General features: G+C 43.7%; 30 protein-coding genes. 13 read left to right on the forward strand and 17 right to left on the reverse strand.

The window, feature by feature from the left end; all coding sequences use genetic code 11:
- The first annotated feature begins 56 nt into the window (after positions 1 to 56).
- Both DX073_RS07945 and DX073_RS07950 read left to right on the forward strand, forming a co-directional pair.
- Entirely contained in the window at positions 57 to 992 is a 936-nt protein-coding gene (locus DX073_RS07945; protein ID WP_115007559.1) for an acyl-CoA thioesterase, read from the forward strand.
- 101 nt (positions 993 to 1093) lie between these two features.
- Positions 1094 to 2260 carry a DUF1615 family protein gene (locus DX073_RS07950; RefSeq protein ID WP_115007223.1) on the forward strand — a complete coding sequence of 389 codons (1167 nt, stop codon included), beginning with the start codon at positions 1094 to 1096 and terminating at the stop codon, positions 2258 to 2260.
- A 116-nt stretch (positions 2261 to 2376) separates the two neighbouring features.
- On the opposite strand, the gene DX073_RS07955 is transcribed toward DX073_RS07950, so the two are convergent.
- The gene (locus tag DX073_RS07955; protein ID WP_220186731.1) at positions 2377 to 2628 is read right to left on the reverse strand and encodes a DUF1289 domain-containing protein; all 252 of its coding nucleotides are present in this window, start codon (positions 2626 to 2628) and stop codon (positions 2377 to 2379) included.
- 187 nt (positions 2629 to 2815) lie between these two features.
- Here DX073_RS07955 and DX073_RS07960 point away from each other — a divergent pair, with 187 nt between their 5' ends.
- Both DX073_RS07960 and DX073_RS07965 read left to right on the forward strand, forming a co-directional pair.
- The gene (locus DX073_RS07960; RefSeq protein ID WP_115007226.1) at positions 2816 to 3418 is read left to right on the forward strand and encodes a YqiA/YcfP family alpha/beta fold hydrolase; all 603 of its coding nucleotides are present in this window, start codon (positions 2816 to 2818) and stop codon (positions 3416 to 3418) included.
- A 370-nt stretch (positions 3419 to 3788) separates the two neighbouring features.
- Complete coding sequence (locus DX073_RS07965; RefSeq protein WP_115007228.1) at positions 3789 to 5780, forward strand: BCCT family transporter; 1992 nt, start codon at positions 3789 to 3791, stop codon at positions 5778 to 5780.
- Between the two features lie 109 nt (positions 5781 to 5889).
- On the opposite strand, the gene DX073_RS07970 is transcribed toward DX073_RS07965, so the two are convergent.
- The 5 genes from DX073_RS07970 to DX073_RS07990 form a co-directional block, all read right to left on the reverse strand.
- A complete protein-coding gene (locus tag DX073_RS07970; RefSeq protein WP_115007231.1) occupies positions 5890 to 6219 on the reverse strand; it encodes an alpha/beta hydrolase family protein in 330 nt (109 codons plus the stop codon).
- On the reverse strand, positions 6188 to 6403 hold the full coding sequence (locus DX073_RS07975) for an alpha/beta hydrolase fold domain-containing protein (protein ID WP_115007233.1): 216 nt from the start codon (positions 6401 to 6403) through the stop codon (positions 6188 to 6190). Before DX073_RS07975 ends, DX073_RS07970 begins: the two co-directional genes overlap by 32 nt.
- Before the next feature lie 17 nt (positions 6404 to 6420).
- Entirely contained in the window at positions 6421 to 6882 is a 462-nt protein-coding gene (locus tag DX073_RS07980; protein ID WP_181814399.1) for an alpha/beta hydrolase family protein, read from the reverse strand.
- 191 nt (positions 6883 to 7073) lie between these two features.
- Entirely contained in the window at positions 7074 to 7325 is a 252-nt protein-coding gene (locus DX073_RS07985; protein WP_115007237.1) for a hypothetical protein, read from the reverse strand.
- 93 nt (positions 7326 to 7418) lie between these two features.
- Positions 7419 to 8119, reverse strand: a protein-coding gene (locus tag DX073_RS07990; RefSeq protein WP_228707437.1) for an IS1 family transposase whose coding sequence is annotated in 2 segments (ribosomal slippage) — positions 7419 to 7771 and positions 7771 to 8119 — 702 coding nt in all. Because the reading frame shifts where the segments join, the coding sequence is not laid out codon by codon here.
- 306 nt (positions 8120 to 8425) lie between these two features.
- Here DX073_RS07990 and DX073_RS07995 point away from each other — a divergent pair.
- The 7 genes from DX073_RS07995 (at position 8426) to DX073_RS08025 (ending at position 13604) form a co-directional block, all read left to right on the forward strand.
- The gene (locus tag DX073_RS07995; RefSeq protein WP_115007239.1) at positions 8426 to 9160 is read left to right on the forward strand and encodes a LytR/AlgR family response regulator transcription factor; all 735 of its coding nucleotides are present in this window, start codon (positions 8426 to 8428) and stop codon (positions 9158 to 9160) included.
- A gap of 184 nt (positions 9161 to 9344) precedes the next feature.
- The gene (gene hemC, locus DX073_RS08000) at positions 9345 to 10295 is read left to right on the forward strand and encodes a hydroxymethylbilane synthase (RefSeq protein WP_115007241.1); all 951 of its coding nucleotides are present in this window, start codon (positions 9345 to 9347) and stop codon (positions 10293 to 10295) included.
- A gap of 36 nt (positions 10296 to 10331) precedes the next feature.
- Positions 10332 to 11210, forward strand: a complete 879-nt coding sequence (locus DX073_RS08005; protein ID WP_115007243.1) for a uroporphyrinogen-III synthase — start codon at positions 10332 to 10334, stop codon at positions 11208 to 11210.
- Between the two features lie 30 nt (positions 11211 to 11240).
- Entirely contained in the window at positions 11241 to 12263 is a 1023-nt protein-coding gene (locus tag DX073_RS08010) for a hypothetical protein (RefSeq protein ID WP_115007245.1), read from the forward strand.
- Between the two features lie 80 nt (positions 12264 to 12343).
- On the forward strand, positions 12344 to 12802 hold the full coding sequence (locus DX073_RS08015) for an acyl-CoA thioesterase (RefSeq protein WP_115007247.1): 459 nt from the start codon (positions 12344 to 12346) through the stop codon (positions 12800 to 12802).
- Positions 12799 to 13035, forward strand: coding sequence for a sulfurtransferase TusA (tusA, locus tag DX073_RS08020; RefSeq protein WP_062501545.1), 237 nt, complete (start codon positions 12799 to 12801; stop codon positions 13033 to 13035). The genes DX073_RS08015 and tusA overlap by 4 nt, the downstream gene beginning before the upstream one ends.
- A gap of 2 nt (positions 13036 to 13037) precedes the next feature.
- Positions 13038 to 13604 (forward strand): hypothetical protein, encoded by a 567-nt coding sequence (locus DX073_RS08025; RefSeq protein WP_115007249.1) that lies wholly within the window; start codon positions 13038 to 13040, stop codon positions 13602 to 13604.
- On the opposite strand, the gene DX073_RS08030 is transcribed toward DX073_RS08025, so the two are convergent.
- The 6 genes from DX073_RS08030 to DX073_RS08055 form a co-directional block, all read right to left on the reverse strand.
- Positions 13601 to 14221, reverse strand: a complete 621-nt coding sequence (locus DX073_RS08030) for an HI_0552 family protein (RefSeq protein WP_115007251.1) — start codon at positions 14219 to 14221, stop codon at positions 13601 to 13603. The two genes, DX073_RS08025 and DX073_RS08030, sit on opposite strands and share 4 nt — an antisense overlap.
- A gap of 33 nt (positions 14222 to 14254) precedes the next feature.
- Positions 14255 to 14647: a type II toxin-antitoxin system tRNA(fMet)-specific endonuclease VapC gene (gene vapC / locus DX073_RS08035; protein WP_115007252.1), complete on the reverse strand. Its 393-nt coding sequence runs from the start codon at positions 14645 to 14647 to the stop codon at positions 14255 to 14257.
- Positions 14644 to 14907 carry an antitoxin gene (locus DX073_RS08040; RefSeq protein WP_115007254.1) on the reverse strand — a complete coding sequence of 88 codons (264 nt, stop codon included), beginning with the start codon at positions 14905 to 14907 and terminating at the stop codon, positions 14644 to 14646. Before DX073_RS08040 ends, vapC begins: the two co-directional genes overlap by 4 nt.
- A gap of 163 nt (positions 14908 to 15070) precedes the next feature.
- On the reverse strand, positions 15071 to 15535 hold the full coding sequence (locus tag DX073_RS08045; RefSeq protein WP_115007256.1) for a hypothetical protein: 465 nt from the start codon (positions 15533 to 15535) through the stop codon (positions 15071 to 15073).
- Positions 15535 to 16794, reverse strand: a complete 1260-nt coding sequence (locus DX073_RS08050; RefSeq protein ID WP_115007259.1) for a replication-associated recombination protein A — start codon at positions 16792 to 16794, stop codon at positions 15535 to 15537. The genes DX073_RS08045 and DX073_RS08050 overlap by 1 nt, the downstream gene beginning before the upstream one ends.
- A complete protein-coding gene (locus tag DX073_RS08055; protein ID WP_147279701.1) occupies positions 16773 to 17483 on the reverse strand; it encodes a hypothetical protein in 711 nt (236 codons plus the stop codon). Before DX073_RS08055 ends, DX073_RS08050 begins: the two co-directional genes overlap by 22 nt.
- Before the next feature lie 132 nt (positions 17484 to 17615).
- On the opposite strand from DX073_RS08055, the gene DX073_RS08060 reads away from it, so the two are divergent.
- Entirely contained in the window at positions 17616 to 18053 is a 438-nt protein-coding gene (locus tag DX073_RS08060) for a type IV secretion protein Rhs (protein ID WP_309473753.1), read from the forward strand.
- Between the two features lie 64 nt (positions 18054 to 18117).
- Here DX073_RS08060 and DX073_RS08065 read toward each other — a convergent pair whose 3' ends face one another.
- The 5 genes from DX073_RS08065 to DX073_RS08085 form a co-directional block, all read right to left on the reverse strand.
- Entirely contained in the window at positions 18118 to 18330 is a 213-nt protein-coding gene (locus DX073_RS08065; protein ID WP_258556912.1) for a type II toxin-antitoxin system YafQ family toxin, read from the reverse strand.
- A 53-nt stretch (positions 18331 to 18383) separates the two neighbouring features.
- Positions 18384 to 18677 carry a type II toxin-antitoxin system RelB/DinJ family antitoxin gene (locus DX073_RS08070; protein ID WP_029103533.1) on the reverse strand — a complete coding sequence of 98 codons (294 nt, stop codon included), beginning with the start codon at positions 18675 to 18677 and terminating at the stop codon, positions 18384 to 18386.
- Positions 18678 to 18821: 144 nt separating this feature from the next.
- The gene (locus DX073_RS08075; RefSeq protein WP_115007263.1) at positions 18822 to 20138 is read right to left on the reverse strand and encodes a deoxyguanosinetriphosphate triphosphohydrolase; all 1317 of its coding nucleotides are present in this window, start codon (positions 20136 to 20138) and stop codon (positions 18822 to 18824) included.
- A gap of 20 nt (positions 20139 to 20158) precedes the next feature.
- The gene (locus DX073_RS08080) at positions 20159 to 20986 is read right to left on the reverse strand and encodes a hypothetical protein (RefSeq protein WP_115007265.1); all 828 of its coding nucleotides are present in this window, start codon (positions 20984 to 20986) and stop codon (positions 20159 to 20161) included.
- A 27-nt stretch (positions 20987 to 21013) separates the two neighbouring features.
- Entirely contained in the window at positions 21014 to 21625 is a 612-nt protein-coding gene (locus tag DX073_RS08085) for a class I SAM-dependent methyltransferase (RefSeq protein WP_115007267.1), read from the reverse strand.
- 119 nt (positions 21626 to 21744) lie between these two features.
- Here DX073_RS08085 and DX073_RS08090 point away from each other — a divergent pair, with 119 nt between their 5' ends.
- On the forward strand, positions 21745 to 23079 hold the full coding sequence (locus tag DX073_RS08090) for a valine--pyruvate transaminase (RefSeq protein ID WP_115007269.1): 1335 nt from the start codon (positions 21745 to 21747) through the stop codon (positions 23077 to 23079).
- Positions 23080 to 23102: the final 23 nt, after the last annotated feature.

The following is a 23102-nucleotide window of genomic DNA, read 5'->3' on the forward strand; positions in this document are numbered from 1 at the left end:
TTGTCAATACAGGTAGCACCGCTTGCCCTTAACCATTTTAGATGTGTGGAATGATTATGCCAAATACGCCTGATGATAGTTTGATTCGTGACTTGATGACGACTTTGACCCTAACCGAGATAACCCCCGATGTGTTCTCGGCACCGAGCTTTGACTATGTGGGGGCAAGGGTGTTTGGCGGGCAGGTGCTTGCCCAAGCGATGATGGCGGGGGCGAAGACGCTCCAGATAGATAAGCCTTGTCACAGTTTTCACGGTTATTTTTTGCGTGGGGGCGACATTCGCCTGCCAGTCATCTACCAAGTTCGCCGTCTGCGTGATGGCAAAAGCCTATCGGCTCGGCAAGTCGTGGCGGTACAAAACGTGCCAAACAACCCTGACGACCCCACGCTTGGCACGACCGAACAGGTCATTTTTAGCATGATCGCGTCATTCTCACCCATGGAAGGCGGACTGGACTACCAAGAGAGCATGCCCGAATATCCGCACCCTGACACCTTACAAAGTGAGCAGGAGCTAAAAGACGCCCATGTCGGCAAAATCCCCGACGCCCTAAAAGCCCGCTACCTGCGTAAACGCCATGTCGAGATACGCCCTGTCACGCCCCGAGACCCCATTCATCCACAGCCCATGCGACCCCGCCAAGCCAACTGGCTCCGTATCAATGGATTACAAGACCAGCCTGTCGCCATTCATCAGGCTCTGCTTGCCTTTGCGTCCGACTTTTATTTGGTGGGTACGGGGCTGATGTCGCACGGGCTTAGCTTTATGACCAAGGGTTTACAAGTGGCAAGCATTGACCACAGCATGCATTTTCATCGCCCCTTTGATGTCAGCGACTGGCTACTGTACGACATGTGGAGCGACACGACCAGTCACGCCAAGGGGCTAAACCACGGGCAGTTTTGGCAAGATGGCAGGCTTGTCGCCACCACCCAACAAGAAGGGCTTATGCGACTGGTTGGCGGTGAGCATGTAACCAGCAGTTCGTGATACAAAAATCACACATGGCATTAATATCGGGCAAGGCTTGTTGGGGCATTATTTTGCTACAATAAGCCGTTTTTTGGCTTGTCATTGTTTTTTATCATTTTATGAAAAATCCACTGTTAAAAAATCTGTCCTTATACATCGCTCTGTTTGGCGGTGCCATCCTGCTGGCCGCCTGCACCCAAGAGACGCCCGACACGCCCATCTTGTCAAATGATGAGATTGCCAAAGTGCTACCCAACCGCTCACAGGACAAGGCAAGTTGGGCAAGCGACATCGGGGCGATATTTGACGAGCTAAAACTGCATAAGGACAAAGAGAACATCTGCACCGTGGTTGCGGTCATTGACCAAGAGTCCAACTTTCACGCCAATCCCGCCGTTGCCAATCTCGGGCAAGCGTCCTTACGTGCCATCGATGATAAGCTAGAAGACAAACTGGGTAAACAGCTCGCTGGCGTGTTTCGCACCATGCTCGCCACTCGCCCGACCAAGGATGACAGCTTTGAGAGCCAAATCAAAAAAGTAAAAACCGAAAAAGAGCTGGACGAGCTATACCAACAGATGTTTGACTACTTTACCAGCACCTATAAAGTCAGTGGCGTGAACAATCTTACCAAGCTCACAGGCGAGAGCCTTGATGAACGCCTAAATCCCATCACCACCTTAGGCTCCATGCAGGTGCATGTCAACTACGCCAAACGCCACCGCCGAGCCAACATGAACGACCGCACCCTGCGTGCTGACATGTACGGGCAGTATGGCGGTCTGTATTACGGCATTCATCGCTTGATGATGTATCAGGCGGATTATGATAAGCCAATTTATCGTTTTGCTGACTACAACTCTGGCGTGTATTCAAGTCGAAATTCCGCTTTTCAAAAACGTGTGGCAAGCCTAACAGGAATCAGCCTTGACATCGATGGCGATTTGCTGTTATATGCCAATGGCACGGTGAGCAGTGCCAAATCACAAACTGAGACGGCACTCATCAACCTACTCGCCACCGCCAAAACACCGCTCACCCCCGCCCAAATCAGAAGTGATTTGAAAAAAGAGAAAAAAGCAAGTTTTGAGCAAACCGCCACGTATCAAGGGGTTAGCGAGCTGTTTAAAGCCAAATACAAAAAAGACCCCACCTATGCCATCATGCCACAGGTCGTGATTAGCAGTACAAAGATGAAACAGGACAAAAACACCAACTGGTACGCCACCAATGTCAATAGACGTTATGAAGCGTGTATGACGTTGGCAAATAAGCTGGGGAAATAAATGGGGTAAATAGGGGGTGCCTACTCTTTATTTGCCATGATAAATGATAAATGATAAAGGCAAATTAAGAAAGATAAATAAAAAAAGGTAAATAAAAACCACAGAGCGATACTGATTTAAAAATCAAAACTTAACTGCTCAAACTGCCCATAAAAATCAAACTCATAATTGACTGGGGTTTGGCGTTGTTTGTGGCGAAGTAGGGCGTTGATGTTGCGACGTCGTCTACCAAGGTTTTTTAAAATTTTTGCTCGCTCGCCATCGCTGATGATGTGCCATGTTTGGCGTTCGGTGCGATTTCTAAAACAGCCCATGCAGTAGCCCTTTTTGTTCATGGCACACACGCTAATGCAGGGGTTGTCTATCATAAAAAGTTCGTTTTGCATGGCAGGCGAGTGTGGTTAATAAAAAGGGCAAATGTCGGACAGGAGTATTAATTATAGCGAAAATTGATAAAAATTGATACAATGGCGTTCGATTTATTTATCATATATTTGCCCATCGCACCATTTTACGATACTCTTATAACACCACTTTACTGCCCATAAAACGACCATGACCATCATCTACCTGCACGGACTAGACTCCGACCCCAATGCCACCAAAGCCGTCATCACCGCCAACCACGCCAAAGAGTTTGGCATAGACACCCTACGCCCTGATTTGAACTGTCCGCCTGATGACGTGGTGGCTAAGCTATTGAATTTAATCAAAGAAAACCCCAATGCCGTGCTTGTCGGTTCGTCTTTGGGTGGGTATTTTGCTACACTCTTGTCCGACATGACAGGCACGCCTGCGGTGCTATTAAACCCGAGCATATGCCCTGATTTGAGCTTTCAGCGATTTTTAACGGACAATTTTGACGGGCAAGCACTCACAGACGATACCATCATCTACACCACGACAGGGGGCTGGCAGATTCGCTATGGGGATTTGGCGTGGTTTGAAAAGCACCGTTTGACCGTCAAAAATCCCCAAAAAATCAAAGTGTTATTAAAAATGGGTGATGAGCTGTTGGACGCCCACGCCACTCAAGCATTTTTTGAAAGTTGTGGGGCGGACGTTGTCGCCCAAGACGGGGGCGACCATAGAATGAGTGATTATAAAGAGCAGGTGGGGCGTGTTGTGGGGTGGGTACAAGCACACCAATCCAAATAAACCGCTCGCAACAGGAGTTCTTGTATTTACAGCCTGCCTAAATTACAAACTGCTTGGCAGGCTTGTCATGTATGCTTTTGACGCACATTTGCCATCCTTCCCTTGACAATACCTACCCATACCAACACACTTTTTTAAAGATGTTTATTGATACCATAAAAAACCTACAAAACCCCAACCAAATTTTATTTTTTGGCTAATCTATGTTACAATCCTTTGAATATTAACAAATTTTGTGCAAATGTTGCTCAAAATTAACCCCATTGGTGCAATCAAATATGAATAGGATTGGTGTGTTTATCAATCGTTTTTAATCATTTAGGCGTTTATCCATATTTTATTGCACTACCATTGACAATAGGAGTGTAATATGAGTACGCCTGTACCCAAAAAAAACAAGCACGGGCTAAATCCGCCTGTGTTCTTGACATCGGCAGGGCTGATTGCCTTTATCAGTTTGTTTGCCATTTTATTGCCTGAGCTTGCCGACAAGACCTTTAAGGCGGTACAATCAGCGATTGTGGATAATGCCAGTTGGTACTATGTGCTGACGGTGGCGATTATTTTGCTGTTTAGCGTGTATTTGGGCTTATCCAAACTCGGTAACATCAAGCTTGGCCCTGACCATTCTCGCCCTGATTATAGTAATTTTTCGTGGTTTGCCATGCTGTTTTCGGCAGGTATGGGCATTGGGCTTATGTTCTTTGGCGTGGCAGAACCTGTCATGCACTTTTTAAATCCGCCACATGGGGACGGTAGCACCATAGACGCTGCTCGCCAAGCCATGCGACTGACCTTTTTTCATTGGGGCTTGCACGCTTGGGCGGTGTATGCGGTGGTGGCTCTGATTTTGGCGTTTTTTGCGTATCGGCATAACCTGCCCTTGACGTTGCGTTCGGCATTATATCCGCTTATCGGCGACAAGATTTATGGCCCTATCGGTCATGCGGTGGACGTGTTTGCGGTGGTGGGGACGCTGTTTGGCTTGGCGACTTCCCTAGGTTATGGGGCGTTGCAGGTCAATACGGGGCTTAATCATATGTTCTCGTTCATCCCTGTGGGGACGGCAAGCCAAGTGGTGCTGATTGCCATCATCTGTGCGTTGGCGACTGTCTCGGTGATGTCGGGACTGGATAAGGGCGTAAAAATGCTCTCCGAGCTTAATCTAGGCTTGGCAGTGGTTCTACTGCTCTTTGTGCTATTGGGCGGTTCGACGGTGTTTTTATTGCAAGCGTACGTCCAAAATGTTGGTTCATATCTTTCAAACATTGTCGGCTTAACCTTTAACCTATATGCCTATGACAAAACCGATTGGTTTGGCGGTTGGACGATTTTGTATTGGGGTTGGTGGCTTAGCTGGGCTCCGTTTGTCGGTCTATTTATCGCTCGTGTGTCTCGTGGGCGTACCATTCGTGAGTTTGTGCTTGGGGTGCTGTTTGTCCCAGCCGGCTTTACCTTTTTGTGGATGACGGTGTTTGGCAACTCCGCCATTGACATGATTTTAAATCAAGGCAACACCTTGCTTGGCGAGATTATCAACAAAGACGTATCGCTGTCCTTATTTGCCTTTTTAGAAGAGCTTCCCATGTCGGGGCTGTTTAGCTATGTTGCCCTTGCCATGATTATCGTGTTTTTTATCACGTCTGCCGACTCTGGGGCTTTGGTGATGGATATGCTTTGCTCGCACGGCAAAGGCAGCAAAGGGGTACGTTATCGTCTGTTTTGGTCAATCGGGGCAGGCGTGGTTGCCATTGCTCTGCTACTGGCAGGCGGTCTTGGGGCGTTGCAAACCATGGCAATCGCCAGTGCTTTGCCCTTTGTAACAGTGCTGATGATTGCGATGTATGGGCTGTTAAAGGCTCTGAACGTGGACGCCCAAAAGCAAGAAATCCTACAACAAAACCTAAGCGTGCCTTTGCCTGCCCAAGGCGGTGGCGTATGGCGTGAAAGACTGCACGTCATCATGAACTTTCCAAGTCGCTCTGCGGTAAGCCGTTTTATTGATACAACCGTCAAAGAGGCATGCGAAGATGTGGCAGAAGAGCTACGGGGCTTGGGCGTGGACGCTAAGGTCTTAAATGAAAAATCAGGCAGTGTGGTGCTACTTGCCAATCACGGCAGTGAGATTGACTTTGTCTATAAGGTACGCCTGTCAAGCCATGTCCAGCCTGACTTTGTCCATAGCGATGACGACACCAGCACCGCAAGCGATGACGACACCCAGACCTACTATCGTGCCGAAGTGCATTTGGGTGAAGGCGGGCAAGATTACGACATCATGGGGTGGAGTAAAGAAGGGGTGATTAACGACATTGTCAGCCAATATCATCGCCATATGCACTTTTTGCATAGTTTGCGTTAAGGTGGTATTTAAAAGTGTTTTTAAAATGCCGTCCAAGTGAGAATTGAAACCCCACCCCAAAGCTCGCCACTCACACACTAACCTTTGGGGTGCTTTCTCTTTCAATTCATCACAAATATTGTTTTAAAAACGCCAACACTTTTTCTTGGTATTCTGGTGTTGTCCAAAATTTTGGCGTGGCGTGTCCTTCGCCTTCTAGGATAACCAGTTCGCTAGGAATTTGATATTCTTTCAATTTTTTCAAATAGCGAACCGATTGTTCGTGAGATACAACACAATCATTGTTGCCGTGAAACATCAAAGTCGGCGGGGTGTCTTTGGAAACCCGATAAAGTGGGCTTAATGCGGTGGCTTTTTTGATAAAGGCAGGCGAGCCGTATTTTTCGCCAACAGCATAGGCACTCAAATCAAAATCTTGGGGAATGTCGGCTTGTATCACATTGGGGCTGGGCTTTGGTGGCGGTCATATTGACAAAATCAGCAGAACCATAATAGGGCAAGCTCGCCTTAATGTGTTTGCCCTGCGTTACGGCAAGCCACTGTGCCAAATGTCCGCCCGCACTTTCGCCCATTACCGCAATGCGATTGCTGTCCAAGCCATATTGTTTGCCATTTTTACGCACAAATTCAAAGGCTTTTGTTACATCATGATTTCGTCAAGCAATGCATCGGGCAAAAAACGATAGCCCACCGACACAACCGCATAGCCGTTGTCAAGCAGGCGTTTTATCATTTCTTCTACATTTTTGTGTGAACCGCCCATGACTTCCATTTTGTCGCCAGTGATAAATCCGCCACCGTGAAGGTACAACACGACAGGGGTGTTACCCCGATGATTTTTGGGCAAATAAATGTCCATTTTTTGGCGTTCGTTGATGTTGTCATAAGCGACATTGGCATAGCTGATGTGATTGAGTTTATTGGCAGTTGCCATTTGCTTGGTGTGCTGGGTGCTTGCCTTGCTGTTGGCTCTGATGGCTTGGTCTATGGCGGTGTTGGCATTTACGCTCACTTGGCTTGATGGGGTGGTTTGGCAAGCAGACAGTGCCAATGCCAAAGCGGAAAAGGTCAGGGCAATGGCGATGGTTTTGAATTTTTTCATAACATTTCTCTTTGGGTTTGATGGAATGGACATATTATAAAATTTTAGACTTGATAAAAGCATGGCGATTTTTGGAAAGTTGGTTTTTAAAAATGGAAAGATAAATTTTCAGGCTGTCTGAAAACCCATTTTGCAAAATTTTTATAAAAAAACACCGCCTAATTTTAAATTAAACGGTGTTTTAAATCCCATTATTTCCCTTCAAAATACGCCAGTTTATCCCGATAAAACGAACCTAAGTAATAAGTCTTACCCACAGGCAACACGGTAGAAACACCGCTAAAATCGGCGGTATATTTGCCTTGATAAATGGCATTGGTCGCCAAATTGTTAGGGTTAATCGTGGTGATGTGATAATCTTTTAAACAATCAAAAGTCAAGCCATTTTGACAAGTCAAAGCCATAGACCCTGCGGTAATCAGCTTATCGTCCGCCCAATGCAAATTGTCAAATACGCCATAATTAAGCTGGGCGGTGGCGACTTCTTTGGCGGGGTTGGTGTTGGTTAATTTGCTTAACTTTTTGGCATTGTTAAACTAAAATACATAATTCAAAGTTCCATTCCACTTAGCAAACAGTAAGTTCAAAGTGTTTTCTATCATTTTCTCGGATTTAGAATAACATTTTGATTTTCTTCTAAATCTTGCTGTGAAATGCCTAATGAGACTATTATAGCCCTCTATGGTAAAAGTTTGAGCTTTGCTTGTCATATGTTTTGATTTTGGAATGACTTCAAGGTAAGATTTCCAGTAGTCACTACAAAACAGTTGAATGTTATGGATATTCAATTGATTGTAAAGCTGTTTAAAGGTGTTGGTGTCTCGTCTGCCACAAACAAAACCTAAGATTTGTTTTGTTGTTCTGTCAATGGCAACCCAAGTCCAGCAAGCGTTTTTTTATGCTTGGTGTAGCTATGAATCTCATCAAGCTCAACGATATCTATCGCTTGATTGCTATCTTGTTTAATTTGATGTTGTTCACCAAGTTTTTTAACCCATTGATAGACTGTGCCATAACTAATACCTAATATGCGACCAATTGAGCGAAAGCCCAAACCTTCTAGATACATATTGATTGCCATTTGCTTGGTTTCTTCGCTTTTATGATGCGTTGGTTTATGTACCGAAAAGTAATGATTGCAACCTTTGCACTTATAGCGTTGTCTGCCATTGTTAAAACCTGCTTTGACAAAGTGTTTGTGCTTACATTTAGGACAACTATCAAATGTTTCGTTCATTGGTTTTTACTCTATATGGTAAAGTATTGAGCTATTTTAACTTATGTATTTGTTTTTAACAATACCAAATTTTGATATACCCACTTTTCTTTTGGGTTAACTTTTGCTAAAATCCTTAATTAGCAAAAGTTAACTCATAAATAACATTATTCATCAAAAACAGACATAACATTTAGTTATTCTTCATTACATTGATGGTATTTGACGAGCGTTTGTTATGATAATTTGTAAATCCACATCATTATTGGTTATTCATCAATAGCAAGTGGATACTGTAACACATGCCATAATATTAAGGAGAGGCAAATGAAAATTCTAATTTGTGAGAGCGAGCCAGCCCTGCGCAAACATGTTCAAACAATTATCGAGACACTCGCGCATGAAATCGTCGGGCAAGCAGAACGCTTAGAAGAAGCTTACACATCGGTGATGGAACACCAGCCTGAGGTTCTATTTATCAATGCTCACTTGGCTTACATTGAAGAATTTTGTCAGAAAATCAACCAAGAATTTAACCATCCGCCTGCCATTATTTTCTTTGGGCTAGATGACACTCACCTTATGTTAAATGCTCTAAAATGGGGAGTTTGCGACTATCTACCCATTCCCATTCAAGAAAACGATGTCAAGAACGCCTTACAAAAGTGCTGTCGCATTAACGCCGCCCAACAAGCAAGCCTTAACGAGAAAAACGGTAAAAGTGGTCGCACTCGCCAATACATCGCCGCACGCACGCACCGTGGCGTTGAACTCATCTCGCTGTCTGATGTCTACTATTTTACCGCTGACCAAAAATACGTCAAAGTACGCCACAAAAATGGCGTGGTACTCATTGATGAAACCTTAAAAGACTTAGAAGAAGAGTTTGAAGGCATCATGTTCCGCATTCATCGTAATGCTTTGATTAATCTAGATTATTTGGATTTGTTGGAAACGGTGGATAGCGGTCAATATCAAGTACGCTTTCGGGGCATGCCTGAGAAACTGTCGGTATCACGCCGTCATCTGCCCATGCTCAGAGAAAAAATTCACAGCATTTGACGGGCAAGCCATCCGATACCATCCAAGGGCGTTGATTCGCCCTTTTGTATTTTAGCCACCTTGATTTGGTAGTTATTTACATCCATACCAAGAAATAACTGGTATGAATTTTTATTTGGCATTTTGGGGTAAATGTGGTTAAAATAGGCAATCATTGATAAGATAACATAGCGATAACACAATCATGAAAACCCTAACCATCGCCACACGCCAATCCCCGCTTGCACTTTGGCAGGCTCATTTTGTCAAAGACGAACTTCAAAAACTCTACCCCGAACTTGACATTCGTCTGTTAGAGCTGGTCACCAAAGGCGATAAAATCTTAGATACCCCTCTTGCCAAAATCGGCGGAAAAGGCTTATTTGTCAAAGAACTAGAAAACGCCCTACTAAGCGGTGAAGCTGACATTGCCGTACATTCTTTAAAAGACGTACCCATGGTACTGCCTGACGGGCTTATCATCGGGGCATATCTTGACCGCCATAGCCCTTTCGACGCTTTTGTAAGCAATCATTTTGCCAGTTTAGATGACCTACCCCAAGGGGCAAAGGTCGGCACATCAAGCCTACGCCGTGAATGCCAACTGCGTGCCTATCGCCCTGACTTAGAAATCATCAGCTTGCGTGGTAATGTTGGCACACGCCTTGGCAAGCTTGATAATGGCGACTATGATGCAATTATCCTTGCCCAAAGTGGCTTGGCGCGGTTAGAGTTACACGAACGCATTCGCCACAGTCTACCTGCCGACATCTGCCTGCCTGCGGTCGGGCAAGGCACACTTGCCATCGAGTGCCGAGACGATGAGATTAGGGAGCTTATCAAGCCCTTAAACCATGACATCTCCGCCCTACGAGCCATCACCGAGAGAACCATGAACCATGCCTTAGAAGGGGGCTGTCAAGTACCGATAGCAGGATTTGCACAGCTTGATAAAGGCGTTCTGCACCTAGAAGGTCGAGTAGGCACGCCCGACGGTCGCACCCTGCTAAAAGTCACCGCCCAGACCGACATCACGGACAACGCCACACAAAATATCCAAAATGCCCAGCAACTGGGGCAAGCTGTCGCCACAGAGCTACTTACCCAAGGGGCGGATGAGATTTTAAAAGCCCTGTATCAACATCAAGACAACTAATACCAACAACCCCATAGGCACAATCAACCCAGCACCATGACCCCCCTATTCATCAACACCCGTCCTAAGCACAAAGCTGACATGAACCTGGTCATCCACAGTGTTGGCTTGCCACTGCTTGCCATTTGGCATTTTGATGAATTAGAGCAGTCAGAAATGCAGGATTTGGTGGATTTTGTCCATGGCAAATTTGACACACTTATCGTGGTGAGCGTGGAAGCAGTCACGTGTGCGGTGCGTTTTTTAAAAGAGCAAGGCATTGACCACGCCTGCGACCTACCCCATCATGACACCCTAACCGTCATCGCTGTGGGACAGCCGACAGCAGATGCTTTGGCGGAGTTTGGTTTTTCGGTGCTAACCCCTTTTGATGCAGGATGTCCGATGAGTAACGAAGGCATGCTTGCCATGCCCGTCATCAGTGAGCTACACACAGGCGATGATGTGCTGATATGGCGTGGGGTCGGTGGACGGCGATTGTTGTCTGACACACTCATCAAACGGGGCGTGAATGTGCGTGCCATCGCCTTTTATGAGCGGTGCGTGCCGTCAGAGCTGGCGAGCGATTTTACTCGTCTGCTTGGCGATAGCACCGATGACAGCCCTGATGGAACTTTTAATAGTAGTCAAAACCATCAACATCAAATTGGCAAGCACTCACCCATCTTTGTCCTTATCAGCAGTCAGATGAGTCTAAACGCTTGGCAGAGTGTGTATGACCAACAGATTCACAGCCATCGCACGCACACGCATGGGCTTTTGCCACAAAATGTGATATATTTAACCCTGGGTCATCGCCTGACCGCCCTAACCGCCACGCACTATCCGCACAGCCGTGTCTGCCCCGTGGTGGATTTGACGGAATCAACCCTAAATCAAGCCATACAAGACGTCATGGCAACTTACCCATCGTGAGACATTTTAAAATTTAACGCTTTTATCATCATGCCAAACACCAAAAAACCTGACAGTCCAAGTGCCGAAGCCATCAAGGCAAATCTAGAAGAGCTGGACGCCAAATTCGCCCACGCCAAAGAAGTCGAGAGAGAAGAGCTTAAAAAACAAGCCGACCAAGCTCGGGTGGTACTCATGCGACTGCAATGGCTGGTCATTATCCTACTGGCAGGTGGGCTGTTGTGGCTATACCTTTCTTTTACGTCGGTCGTGGATAAAGTAGATGAACGCCTTGCCAAAATGGACACCGTCGATACCCGCCTAAACGACATGGACGACCGCCTGTTCGCTATCACCCCAACCGACGGCCACAAAAAAACAAATAAAGCCGAAGCGAGCAAAGACGCTGAATTTTTAAAAATCGAACTTGCCATGACCAACAAGCTCTTTGAACAAGGCAGTTATGATGACACCTTGACCGCCTTGCAAGCCATTGATTATCAGCTTGGGCAGATGACTGGTATCGCCCCATCGGTCAAATCCGCCCTAAGCAGTAGCATAAAGGCAGACATCGCCTACATCGGCACGCTAAAAACACAGCCTGACGCATGGCAGGCTCACATCATCAAAATGCGAGACGTGCAAGCTTTTTTACGCACTCAGCAGACCAGCACACCCAACGCCCCCCTAAGTCGTGGCGACATCCTGCTTCATGACGCCAGTATGATGTTATCGCTTGCCATCGGTTCGGCAAACGTGCGAGACAGGGGACTGATGACCAGTTACTTACAAGAAGTCCGCTCACAGTTAGAAAGCCATATTACCTTACACGGCGGTAAGATTGACCCTGAGAGTCTAAAAAAGCAATCTGAACAAACCGCTTTGGCAAACAAAGCCAGTGACAGAGACGGCAAAAAAGACGGCAAAACCACAAACAATACCGACACCAAAACAGGGCAAATCGGACAGCAAGTCGCCCTAAATACCATCGATGATGCCCTATTTTGGGTCTATGATTTACTTGCCAACAGCCCCAAAAACAAAGAGCTGAGCAGTGTTCAGATGTTAAAATAAACCCCAAAACAGGCAAAAAAACAGCGAACTCATCATGCGTTAATCACTTTAGATAAATTGAAACTTAAAAGGACATCCCCATGACCCATCCTTACACTGCCACACTCACAGGCAATGACCGCCCCACCGAGCTACACGACTACCCTATCGTCCACGTCCAACCTGTGGCATGGGGCGAGATGGACGCCTTTAATCATGTCAATAATGTCGCTTATTACCGCTACGCCGAATCTGCCCGTATCAGCTATTTGCATTCGCTTGCCATGTTTAAGGACGAAACTCTGACCATCTTAGCAGGTTCATCATGCAACTACCTACGCCCCGTGCATTATCCTGACACCCTACTTATCGGCGTTAAATGCACCAAAATCGGCAACACCAGTCTGTCGATGGCGTACGAATATTACAGCACCGCTCAACAAGCCATCGTTGCCAACGGCACGGCAACCATCGTCCGCACCGACAAAGATGGCAACAAACAGGCATGGACGGCAGACGAACGGCAGATTTTAAGTGATTTTGAAGGGCGTCCGCTATGAGTGATACCATTATGCTAGACACCACAGGGCTGATTTGCCCTGAACCTGTCATGCTCCTACATAAGAGCATTCGCACCGCCAAAGGGGGCGATGAGATTCATATCCTAGCGACCGACCCTGCCACGACCCGAGACATTCCCAATTTTTGTCGGCATTTGGGGCATACGCTTGCCAGTCAAGAGACCCTTGATGACGGCAGTTATCGTTATGTGGTTGTTAAAAAGTTGGGCTAGACATGATTGTATTTGGTCTACCCGACCGTTTGGGGTTTGCCATTTATAAAGAGATGTTTTGCTTGCCTGTGATAAGCATTGGGCTTTTGCCGTGCTTGCTGTTTGGTAGTTTGTTTTTTGTGCCAAACGATTATACCGGCATACTGCCTGTGGCAAAGGGCATGAATGGCAGTGCTGGCAACAAATGGATATATGATACCCTAACATTTTATTATCTGTTTTTGCTCGGGCAAGTCCTGCTAAAACACCATCTCATCGGACTGTCCGCACCGACTTTATTTGCCCTAAAAAAGCATTACCGCCACACCTTACAAACCCAAGCAGTAGAAAATCCCAATCAAGCGTCTTATTTTTGGCTGTTTATGGTTGTGGCGTTGATTTATTTTTTGGGATTTTGGGAGTTTTCTGAGACCGCCAACCACAACAGCCGCACTTATTTGGCACGATATGGCAATGAATTTGGTAATTTCATCTTTAAAATCATGACATTATTGTTTGTGATAGAAGGCTTGGCATTATTTATCGTCAATCGGCATTTTGCCAAATTCTTTGATGACATCACGCTCTAATGACACCACTCATACACTCTGTCTAACCGCTCAATCGTCTGCCCGACCCACTCTATTAGCTCATCATCGCTAAAATCATCCAGCTTGTCTTTGTCTATAAATTTGCCCAAGCGGTAAAATTCGCCTGCGTTTAGCTCTACCTTTTCATAGTCAAATTCATGGGCTTGTTGAAAGTCGCCATACTCATTAACACGGCTATGCCAAAAATAAAAATCATCAAAGTCCGCCCAATCAATCTCATTTATCCAATTATTAAACTGCCCCAATGTGCTATTTGAGCTGTTTGCCTTATAAGAATGCCATGTCAAAGCGACAATCAGCCTTTGCCTATTTAAAATCACGACAATAATCGGAGCATTGCCAAGATAAGTTTGGTATTTATAATAAGCAAAAAAGTGCCGTCTGATTTCCCAGCCATTGCACCAATTTTCAATGTGCGGTTTGGCAAAGTTCATTGGTAAATTTTGATAAACTTTTAAATTAAAGGCTTTAAAAACTTGCCAAGTGGTTTTGTGATTGTGTTTGATGGCGTCTAATTCATCAGGACAATACAGCTTTAAGTCTTTAATTTGAGCATAAGGTTTATTTAAAATATCGGCGTGGGTGGGTTTTAGCATAATTTTTTTATCAATGAATGCGGTAATCGTCGGTTATTTTAACCAATTTTCAATTTGCAAGCCGTCCACTCGGAGAAATTCTCGCACATTGTCAGTAATAACAATCAAATCATTGGCAATCGCTTGCCCTGCAATCAGCGTGTCATAAGGACCAATGGGTGTGCCACGCCTTTCTAGGGTTGCACGAATTTCGCCAGCCTTATCAGCGTCCTGTGAATTAAATTGCAACACTTCAAAGGGTAGTAGATTGATTTTTTCAAGGTTTTGGGCGGTTTTTTGGCTTTTGTACGCCCCATAATACAGCTCCGACAAAACAATTGACGAGATGGCAATTTCACGCTCTTTATGCTGTTTTAGCGTGGTCAAAAATCGCTCATCGGCATTCAAAATCGCAATGACCGCATTGGTATCCAGCAAATATTTCATTCAAATGCACCCCAATCTCGTTCATCGGCTTTTAAACTTTGGCGACCTTCCAAAATGGCTTCTTCAAAACTGTCGTCTTTTGGCATTGCTCGCAATTTGTCCAGCCACGCCCAATCTTGGGTCTCTGCTGGCTCAATAATCACTTGTCGTCCTTGTTTTTTGATACGCACTTCGGTGCCTTCAAAACGAAAGGCTTTGGGTAGGCGAACGGCTTGACTGTTGCCAGTCCAAAATAATTTTGCGGTAGCAGTTTGGCTCATTGTTATTCTCCAAAATATATATGGATAATAGCTATTATACGGTATTTTTGCCTAAATGCAATGATTTAAGGGTATTTATTTACGACTGCGATTTTAACCATTTTAAAAATTAAAACTACTTTTCTATTTTTGATTATTATCAAAATAATAAAAATAATTTTATCTATAATTTGTCTAATTTAAACACATAAGCATAACCATACCATTTTTCATTGGGATTATAAGTAACACAAACTTTATCGCCAATGGATAAATTATCATAAATATTTAATTTAAAATTACTTGCATTATTTTCTAAATTAAAAGTATTATGACCCAAAGATGGTTTGTTAATTTGACTGACAATCCCACAAATTTTACTTTGGTTTTTGGCAACAAAATATTTGGTAATATGATTTGCTATTGAATTTGGTAAAACAAAAAACAAAGCCAAGAATATAATAATAGCGTTTTTGGCAATATTATTAAATTCCCAATCTTTCTTGACGGCATATTTTAATAAGCCACATAAAATGAGTATCATGAGAAAATATATTGCCAAAAGAATATAAGTTTTGTAATTATTATTAAGATACATTATCCCAATAAAAACCAGTAAAACGACAGTATCTCTTAGATGTTTTTTCATTACCGATTTCCCTTTAACCAATTTATAAACGCAAAACTCGTCTGTTCTTTTTGATTATCGCCAAACTCATAAAACTGCATTCCTATTAAATTATCAGGCAAATAATTTTGGGGATAATAATGATTAGGATAATCGTGCGGATAAATATAATCCACGCCATAGCCTTGCGATTTCATCAAGGTGGTTACACCATTTCGCAAATGCAGTGGTACAGGCGAATTATCCGTTTTGGCAAATTCTATGGCTTTATTAATCGCTTGATAAGCGGTATTGGATTTTGGCGATGTTGCCAAATAAATCGCCACTTGCCCCAGAATAATTCTTGCTTCGGGCATTCCGATTTCTTTGACACTTCGTAAAGCGGTATCGGCAAGTAATAGGGCATTGGGATTGGCAAGCCCAATGTCTTCCGATGCCAATATCACAAGCCTTCTGGCAATAAAGGCAGGGTCTTCGCCAGCGGTAAGCATACGAGCGAGCCAATAAATAGACGCGTCAGGGTCAGAACCACGCACCGATTTAATAAAGGCGGAAATGATGTCATAATGCATATCGCCGTCTTTGTCATAGCGGACGAGCGTTTGTCCTGCGACTTTACTGATACTGTCAAAATCAATAATAATTGGCTCGCCTTGATAAGCATAAATCGCAAGCTCTAATAGATTTAATGCACGTCTTGCATCGCCTTGTGAGAGCCTATAAATGGGCGAAATGTCATTTAAAACAATGGGGAGTTTTTTTAATTGTTCGTCAATGGAAATTGCCCGCTTGATAATTTGAAAAATCTCATCATCGGATAAAGGTTCTAATTTATAAACTTGGCAACGGGACAATAAAGCGTTATTGACGCTAAATGACGGATTTTCGGTGGTTGCCCCAATCAAAGTAATTTGCCCACTTTCTACCGCACCCAATAATGCGTCCTGCTGGGCTTTATTAAAACGGTGAATTTCATCAATAAACACCACAGGCGATGTATTAAATAATCCGTCATCAATATTTAAAACTTCTCTTAATTCTTTAACACCGCTGTTAATTGCAGATAAGGGGCGAAATTCTCGCCCTACGCTATTTGCCAATAAACTTGCCAGTGTTGTTTTGCCAATGCCTGCATTGCCGTGCAAAATCATAGACGGCAAATAACCTTCGGCTACCATTTTGGCAATGGGGGCGTTCTCGCCTAATAGATGATTTTGCCCAATCATCTTATCAATGGATTTGGGGCGAACACGCTGGGCTAGGGGGATTGAAGTTGCCATTTTGGGGTTTTGCACCAGTAATATTGAGAAATTAAATTAACCAAAAATAATAAGGGAATAAATAATAATATCAAATAAAAACTGTCAAAATGTCTTATTGCAACAAACATCAAAATATAGGTAATAACAAGATTATAGGTATTGATATTGTTTAATTTTGGATTTATTATAAATTGGTGATGACAATTTTGACAATAAAAATCATCAATGCGTTGGTGTAATCTTTGTGAATGACAATTTGGACAACAAGGGGAAAATTGATAAAATGACGCTTTTAATTCTTCTAAGGCAAGTGAAATTTTAAAATCATCTTTGACGGTTTGATAATCATCAACCCCATTTAAAATGGGTTTGTTTTTTAATTTGTGATAATGATAATTTTGTAAATTTTTTTCAAATTTATAAATGCCAATGACAATTGACATACACAACAATACAGAAAAAGTTATCCAAAGTTCGGCACTAAAATGAATGTTATCAAAATTGGCAATCAATTCAATAAGCCCAACAAACAATCCCATAATAATGCTAAAAACTGCATACAGTTTCCATTGATTTTTGATAAAGCGTTGTGAAAATTGCCAAAAAGTCATCTTTTCTAATTCTGGCAAAAAGGGATTAACCAACAAACTTGTTTGGCAATGCGGACAAAAAACAATGCCGTGATGATAAATGACATCATCAAGCACCTTGCCACAGTTTGGGTGTGGGCAAATGGTTGGGGTGTTTTTTAACATTTGTCAAGTTTCTGATTTTAAATGGTTGGTATAAAGGAATAAACTTTGCTAAAATACCCCATTATACACTTTTTTTTAAAAATGATGAAATTAAAAACCCGCCCAATCCGCCCGCTCACAGACGGCGAACGCCAAATGGCTCGTTCGGTCTTTGGCGATACGCTCGCCCTTGATGACATTCGCCTGACGACAGCTTGGTGGGTGCTAAAAGGCTATGCGGTGTCGCCCAATGGGTGGGTGTATTTTCATCAGGATGATTTTTGTGAGGATTTTAGCGATAAGCCTTTGCACCTGCGGGCGTGGCTTGTGCACGAGCTGACCCACGTTTGGCAAATTCAGCAAGGCATGGCGGTGGTAAGACGAGCGATATTTAACCGAAAATACCGTTATAAATTTAAAAAAGGCAAATCGTTCTTTAAATACGGCATAGAACAACAAGCCAAAATGGTGGAAGATTTTTATGTCAGAAGAGAGCTGGGAAAGGATTGTACGGCGTGGCGTGAATGTGTGCCGTTTTTATAAGGGCAAATTGCAATTCTCCCTTGTAAACTATGTCAAATTTATGGTGCGGTTGGCATGGTTATTATCAACCAAACAACTCGCTATGCGTGGCAAGCCGATGTAATTCCACCACTCCATCATTTATTTTATAAATTAGCACCAAATCGGGCTTGATATGACAATCTCTAAACCCTGCCCAATCGCCTTGTAATGAGTGGTCTTGGTATTTTTGGGGTATGGGTTTGGCATTTAACAAGCAATCGGATACTTCCGTCCACGCTTCGCCAATCAATGCCAAATAATGCTTTTTTTAAATCCCTTTTAAAGGGATTGCCCATTTCAAAACTACGTTTAGCCACGAGCAATCTCCGCCATTGCTTGATTTAACTCATCTAAGCTATCAAATCGCTCGGTTTCGCCATTCTCAAAAGCTTGAATACTCTCACGCAACAGCTTTTCGCCATTGCTACTAAGAGTGTGCGACTGCCCCCAATCAAAAGACAATGGCACTTTGCCTGTTTGGGCGATTTGATTAAAAAACATCCGCACTGCTTGGCTTGGGGTCAAGCCGTATTGTTCTAGCACAGGATAGGCTTTTTGGCGTAGGTCGTTGTCTAGTCGCATATTAAAATTGGTGTGGCTCATCATCGCTCCCATTGTTAAAAAGTTAAAGTAAAAATAATGCTAATGTAATGATGATGTCATTATAATTGAAATTATTGATTGGGGCAAGTTGGGTAAAAATTCACAAAAGCCATAAAAACAACACCATTTACCGCCAACCAACCCCTACCCCAGCCCCACACCCGACAGCTCCCTTGCCAGTCGCCCTGCCGAGTTGTCAGTCAGACCGCCCACAAAATCCAGCACTTTCATGTAGCCGTCATATAGGCTATCGGTGTCCGTGATTGGACTGTCTTTTAAAAGCTCTAAGGCAAGGCGGTGTTTGGCGGTTAGGGGTTTGTCGGTGAGTTTGGCGTGGATTGCAGGGACGATTAAATCCAAAATCTGTCCCAAACAGCCAAAACTGGCTATCTCGGTGATGAGTTTGCTATGGTGGTTAAATATCTGATTTTTGGCAAGATTTTTGGCATTTTGCAAGGTTTCATTGACCGCATCATCACACACCACAAGCAAATCTTTGTGGATAAAATCGCCCGATAACAACTCATCATGGTAATCAAAAAAGCGCCTTGCCACTTCATCAACCGCCTTGCCAATGGCTCGCCCACGCATTGCCCCGATACGTTGTTTGTTATCTTTGATGTTTTGATAATCATCAAAATCCGCCCCCAGTAGCGGTTTGACCACTTTGGCAAAATCGTCAAAGCCAATCAAATCAAGCTCCACAGCGTCTTCTAAATCAAGCAAGGCATAACAAATATCGTCCGCCGACTCCATAAGATACGACAAGGGGTGCCTTGCCCATGTGTCCGCCCCATGCGTGGCAAGCGTGAGCCTGTCCGCCACTTGTCGCATGATGTGCATTTCGCTCTGATAGATGTTAAATTTGGTCTGCCCCACGCTCCCCCACGGGTATTTCATGAGCGTGCCAAGACTGGCACAGGTCAGACGCATACCGCCTGCGTGGGCGTACATTTCGGTGGTGGTAACAATGCGTAAACTGTGGGCGTTGCCTTCGTATGTGGTGATGTCGGCTTGCTCCGCCTTACTAAGTGATTGTAAATACTCATCATTTTGGCGAAACCATTCACGCAAAGCATCCTCGCCTGTATGCCCAAACGGTGGATTACCCAAATCATGAGCCAAACACGCAACCTGCACCAGCGTGCCGATGTCATACGAGCTGATGTGGGGCGGTAGTAGCCCATGCCGAGCCAGTCCCTGCCCCACGCTGTTGCCCAGACTACGCCCCACGCTTGCCACTTCTACGCTGTGGGTTAGGCGGTTGTGGGTGTGGTCGGATTTGGCAAAGGGGTGGACTTGGGTTTTTCGCCCCAGTTTGCGAAAGGACGATGAAAACACCACACGGTCATAATCGGTGTGAAATTGGCTACGAATGGGTGAATGCTCGCCACGCATTTCACGAATTTCGCCATTTTCAATCCATAGACGGTCAGCACAGAGTAGGGATTGCCAGTTCATAAGTTTTCTTATTTTTGATTTTAGAGCATTGCCAAATCTAAAGCTACGGAAAAGCTATAAGAAACAGGCACGCCATCCTGATTTAAAATCATATATTGTTGACGCCGAATACTTCTTGATAGGCAAGTATTAAGATATTGATTATCAATGCCATGTATTTTTAGATTTGAAATTCTACCTTGTTCACCCACTTTGGCTTCTAAGATAACAGAATTGACAACTTCTTTTTGTAAGTGCTCACTACATTCAGATCCTGCCAAAGCAGAACGAACCCGCTCGCGAGCCTTATTAGAAACATCTTTTTCAAAAGTACCAAAATTAACTTGGATTTCTTGTTTGATATCAATTATATCTTGTATGTCTTGGTCGGTAAATTGAACCAAAAATGGCTTTAGATATTCTTTTTCTTCATGACTGACCGATTGTTCCCATTTTTTAAGATTTTCATCATTAAACAAGTTTTTAAAGGCTTGTTTATCTGTTTCGGTTAGTGGACTTACTCTTCGCTTGATGGTTTGCTCGGCAATCTGCAAGGCTCTTTGGTTAAGAGTTTCTAAGGTTGGGTGGGGATTTAGCAGGACGATATTGCCATCATCACTATAAGGCGAATAGGATATTTTCCAAACATGGTCGCCCACGTTTAAATTTGTACCTTCAGTAATTTTGGGGTGATATTGTGGTTTACTCACATTTTCTATGATTATCTCTTTAATGGGTTTTTGATAACCTTTTGATTGATGATTTGCCATCAATGTATCCAGATTATCTGTCAGCATCTCAAAAGTACCTGCAAAAACCATCGTGCTTAATAATAAAGATGACATTAATGTTGATTTTAAAAATTTCATCACAACTCCATCATTAACCATGAATATTCACTCCTTCACCGCAAGCGTAACCGTATACGTTTTGCCTTGTTTGATTTTATCGGCATTACCAAACACTTCATTAAATGAGCGTTTCATAAAATCACGCAGTCCGTTAATGGTAACGACATAAAACCGTCCGCCCACTTCCATGCGTTCATAAGCGTCCAGCAGGTACAGATAATGTTGTTCTTTGCTGGCTTTGGCAGGTAGATTGCTCATGACAAGGCTAAATTTTCGCTCTTTTGGCACATCACGAAAGCCGTTGGAGAGCATTACTTCGGTATTTTTTAGCCCGTTTTTTTGGCAATTTAAGCGGGCATATTCTACCGCCACAAAATCTTTATCAATCAAAATATGCTGACCGTTTGGACATTCACGTCCTGCCGTCATGCCTAGCACGCCATAGCCACAGCCTAAGTCAATGGAATTATCATCCGCCTTAAAATCAATATAATCAAGAAGCATAAGACTACCATCATCAAGCTTTTCTGGGCTAAAAATCCCCCAAGTGGTATGAAAGGTAAAGGGCTTACCAAGCACGTCTTGGGTAAAGGTGATGTCTTGTCGCCATTGTTTGGCTTTTGTTTGGAGTTCGTCTAAGGTGGTTTGGTTTGTCATGGGTTTTCTCTAAAATCAAAAGTTTATTATACCCCAATCCCCCCACGCATACCATAGCGATATGAGCAGACAGTTTTTGCCAAAAATGTTACAATGGTATTTTTATTTGGATAATTGGCATGAACATTTCAAAATTTGGCAAAAAATTCACCCAAAACAGTGGCATATTACAACTTATGGACGATTTGGGGAACGCCCTAAACAGCGACAAACCTGTCAATATGTTAGGCGGCGGCAACCCTGCCAATATCGCTTCGGTCAATGAGGTGTACCTACAAATGTTCAAAGACAGCATACAAGGCGATGGGGCGGACAGTGTTGCCTTAGAATGTGCCAGCAATTATTCCAATCCGCAGGGCGATGGCAAATTTATCACGGCGTTGGTGGACTTTTTTAATCGCCATTATGATTGGGGCATTACCAAGGACAACATTGCCCTAACCAATGGTTCGCAAAACGCCTTTTTCTATTTGTTTAATCTATTCGGTGGGGCGTTTGATGATGGCGATAAGTCCATTTTGTTGCCACTTACCCCTGAATATATCGGCTATGCGGACGCTCATATTGATGGCAAGCATTTTATTGGCATAAAGCCCAAGATTGAGCTATGCGATTATGACAATCAAGATGGCTTTTTTAAATATAAAGTGGATTTTGACGCCCTAGAAAATTTGGACGCATTAAAAAATAATCAAATTGGAGCGATTTGTTGTTCTCGCCCAACCAACCCCACAGGTAATGTTTTGACCGATGATGAAATGGCACGACTTGATAACATCGCCCAAAAATACAACATTCCCTTGATTATTGATAACGCTTACGGAATGCCGTTTCCTAACATTATCCACACCAAGGCGAATTTGGTGTGGCATGACAATATCATTTTGTGTTTTAGTTTATCAAAAGTGGGGCTGGCTGGCGTGCGGACGGGCATTGTCATTGCCAAACCTGAAATTATCAAGGCAATCAGTAGCCTAAACGCCATTGTCAATCTTGCTCCGTGTCGTTTTGGGGCGAGCATTGTTACGCCACTTATCAACAATGACAAAATCAATGAACTGTCATTACAAGAGATTCGCCCGTTTTATTTAAAGCAAGCCCATACCGCCATTGACTTATTAAAACAAGAATTTAAAGATTTCCCCCAAGTCAAAATTCATAAACCAGAAGGGGCGATATTTTTGTGGATTTGGTTTGAGAATCTGCCCATTTCTACCCAAAAATTGTATGAGGTTTTAAAGGAGCAAGGCACGCTGATTATTCCCAGTGAGCATTTTTTTGTGGGAATTGATACATCTGATTATCGCCACGCCCATGAATGCATTCGCATGAGTATCGCCCAACCTGATGATGTTTTGGAGAAGGGGATAAAGGCGATTGGGGAGGTGATTCGGGGGTTTATCAAGCCAATCCCAACCCATAAATCAACCCACTTTTTATCAAATCAATGCTAAAATAAAACCATTTTATCCAACGA

The sequence above is a fragment of the Moraxella lacunata genome, from assembly GCF_900453205.1.
Classification (GTDB): Bacteria; Pseudomonadota; Gammaproteobacteria; order Pseudomonadales; family Moraxellaceae; genus Moraxella; species Moraxella lacunata_B.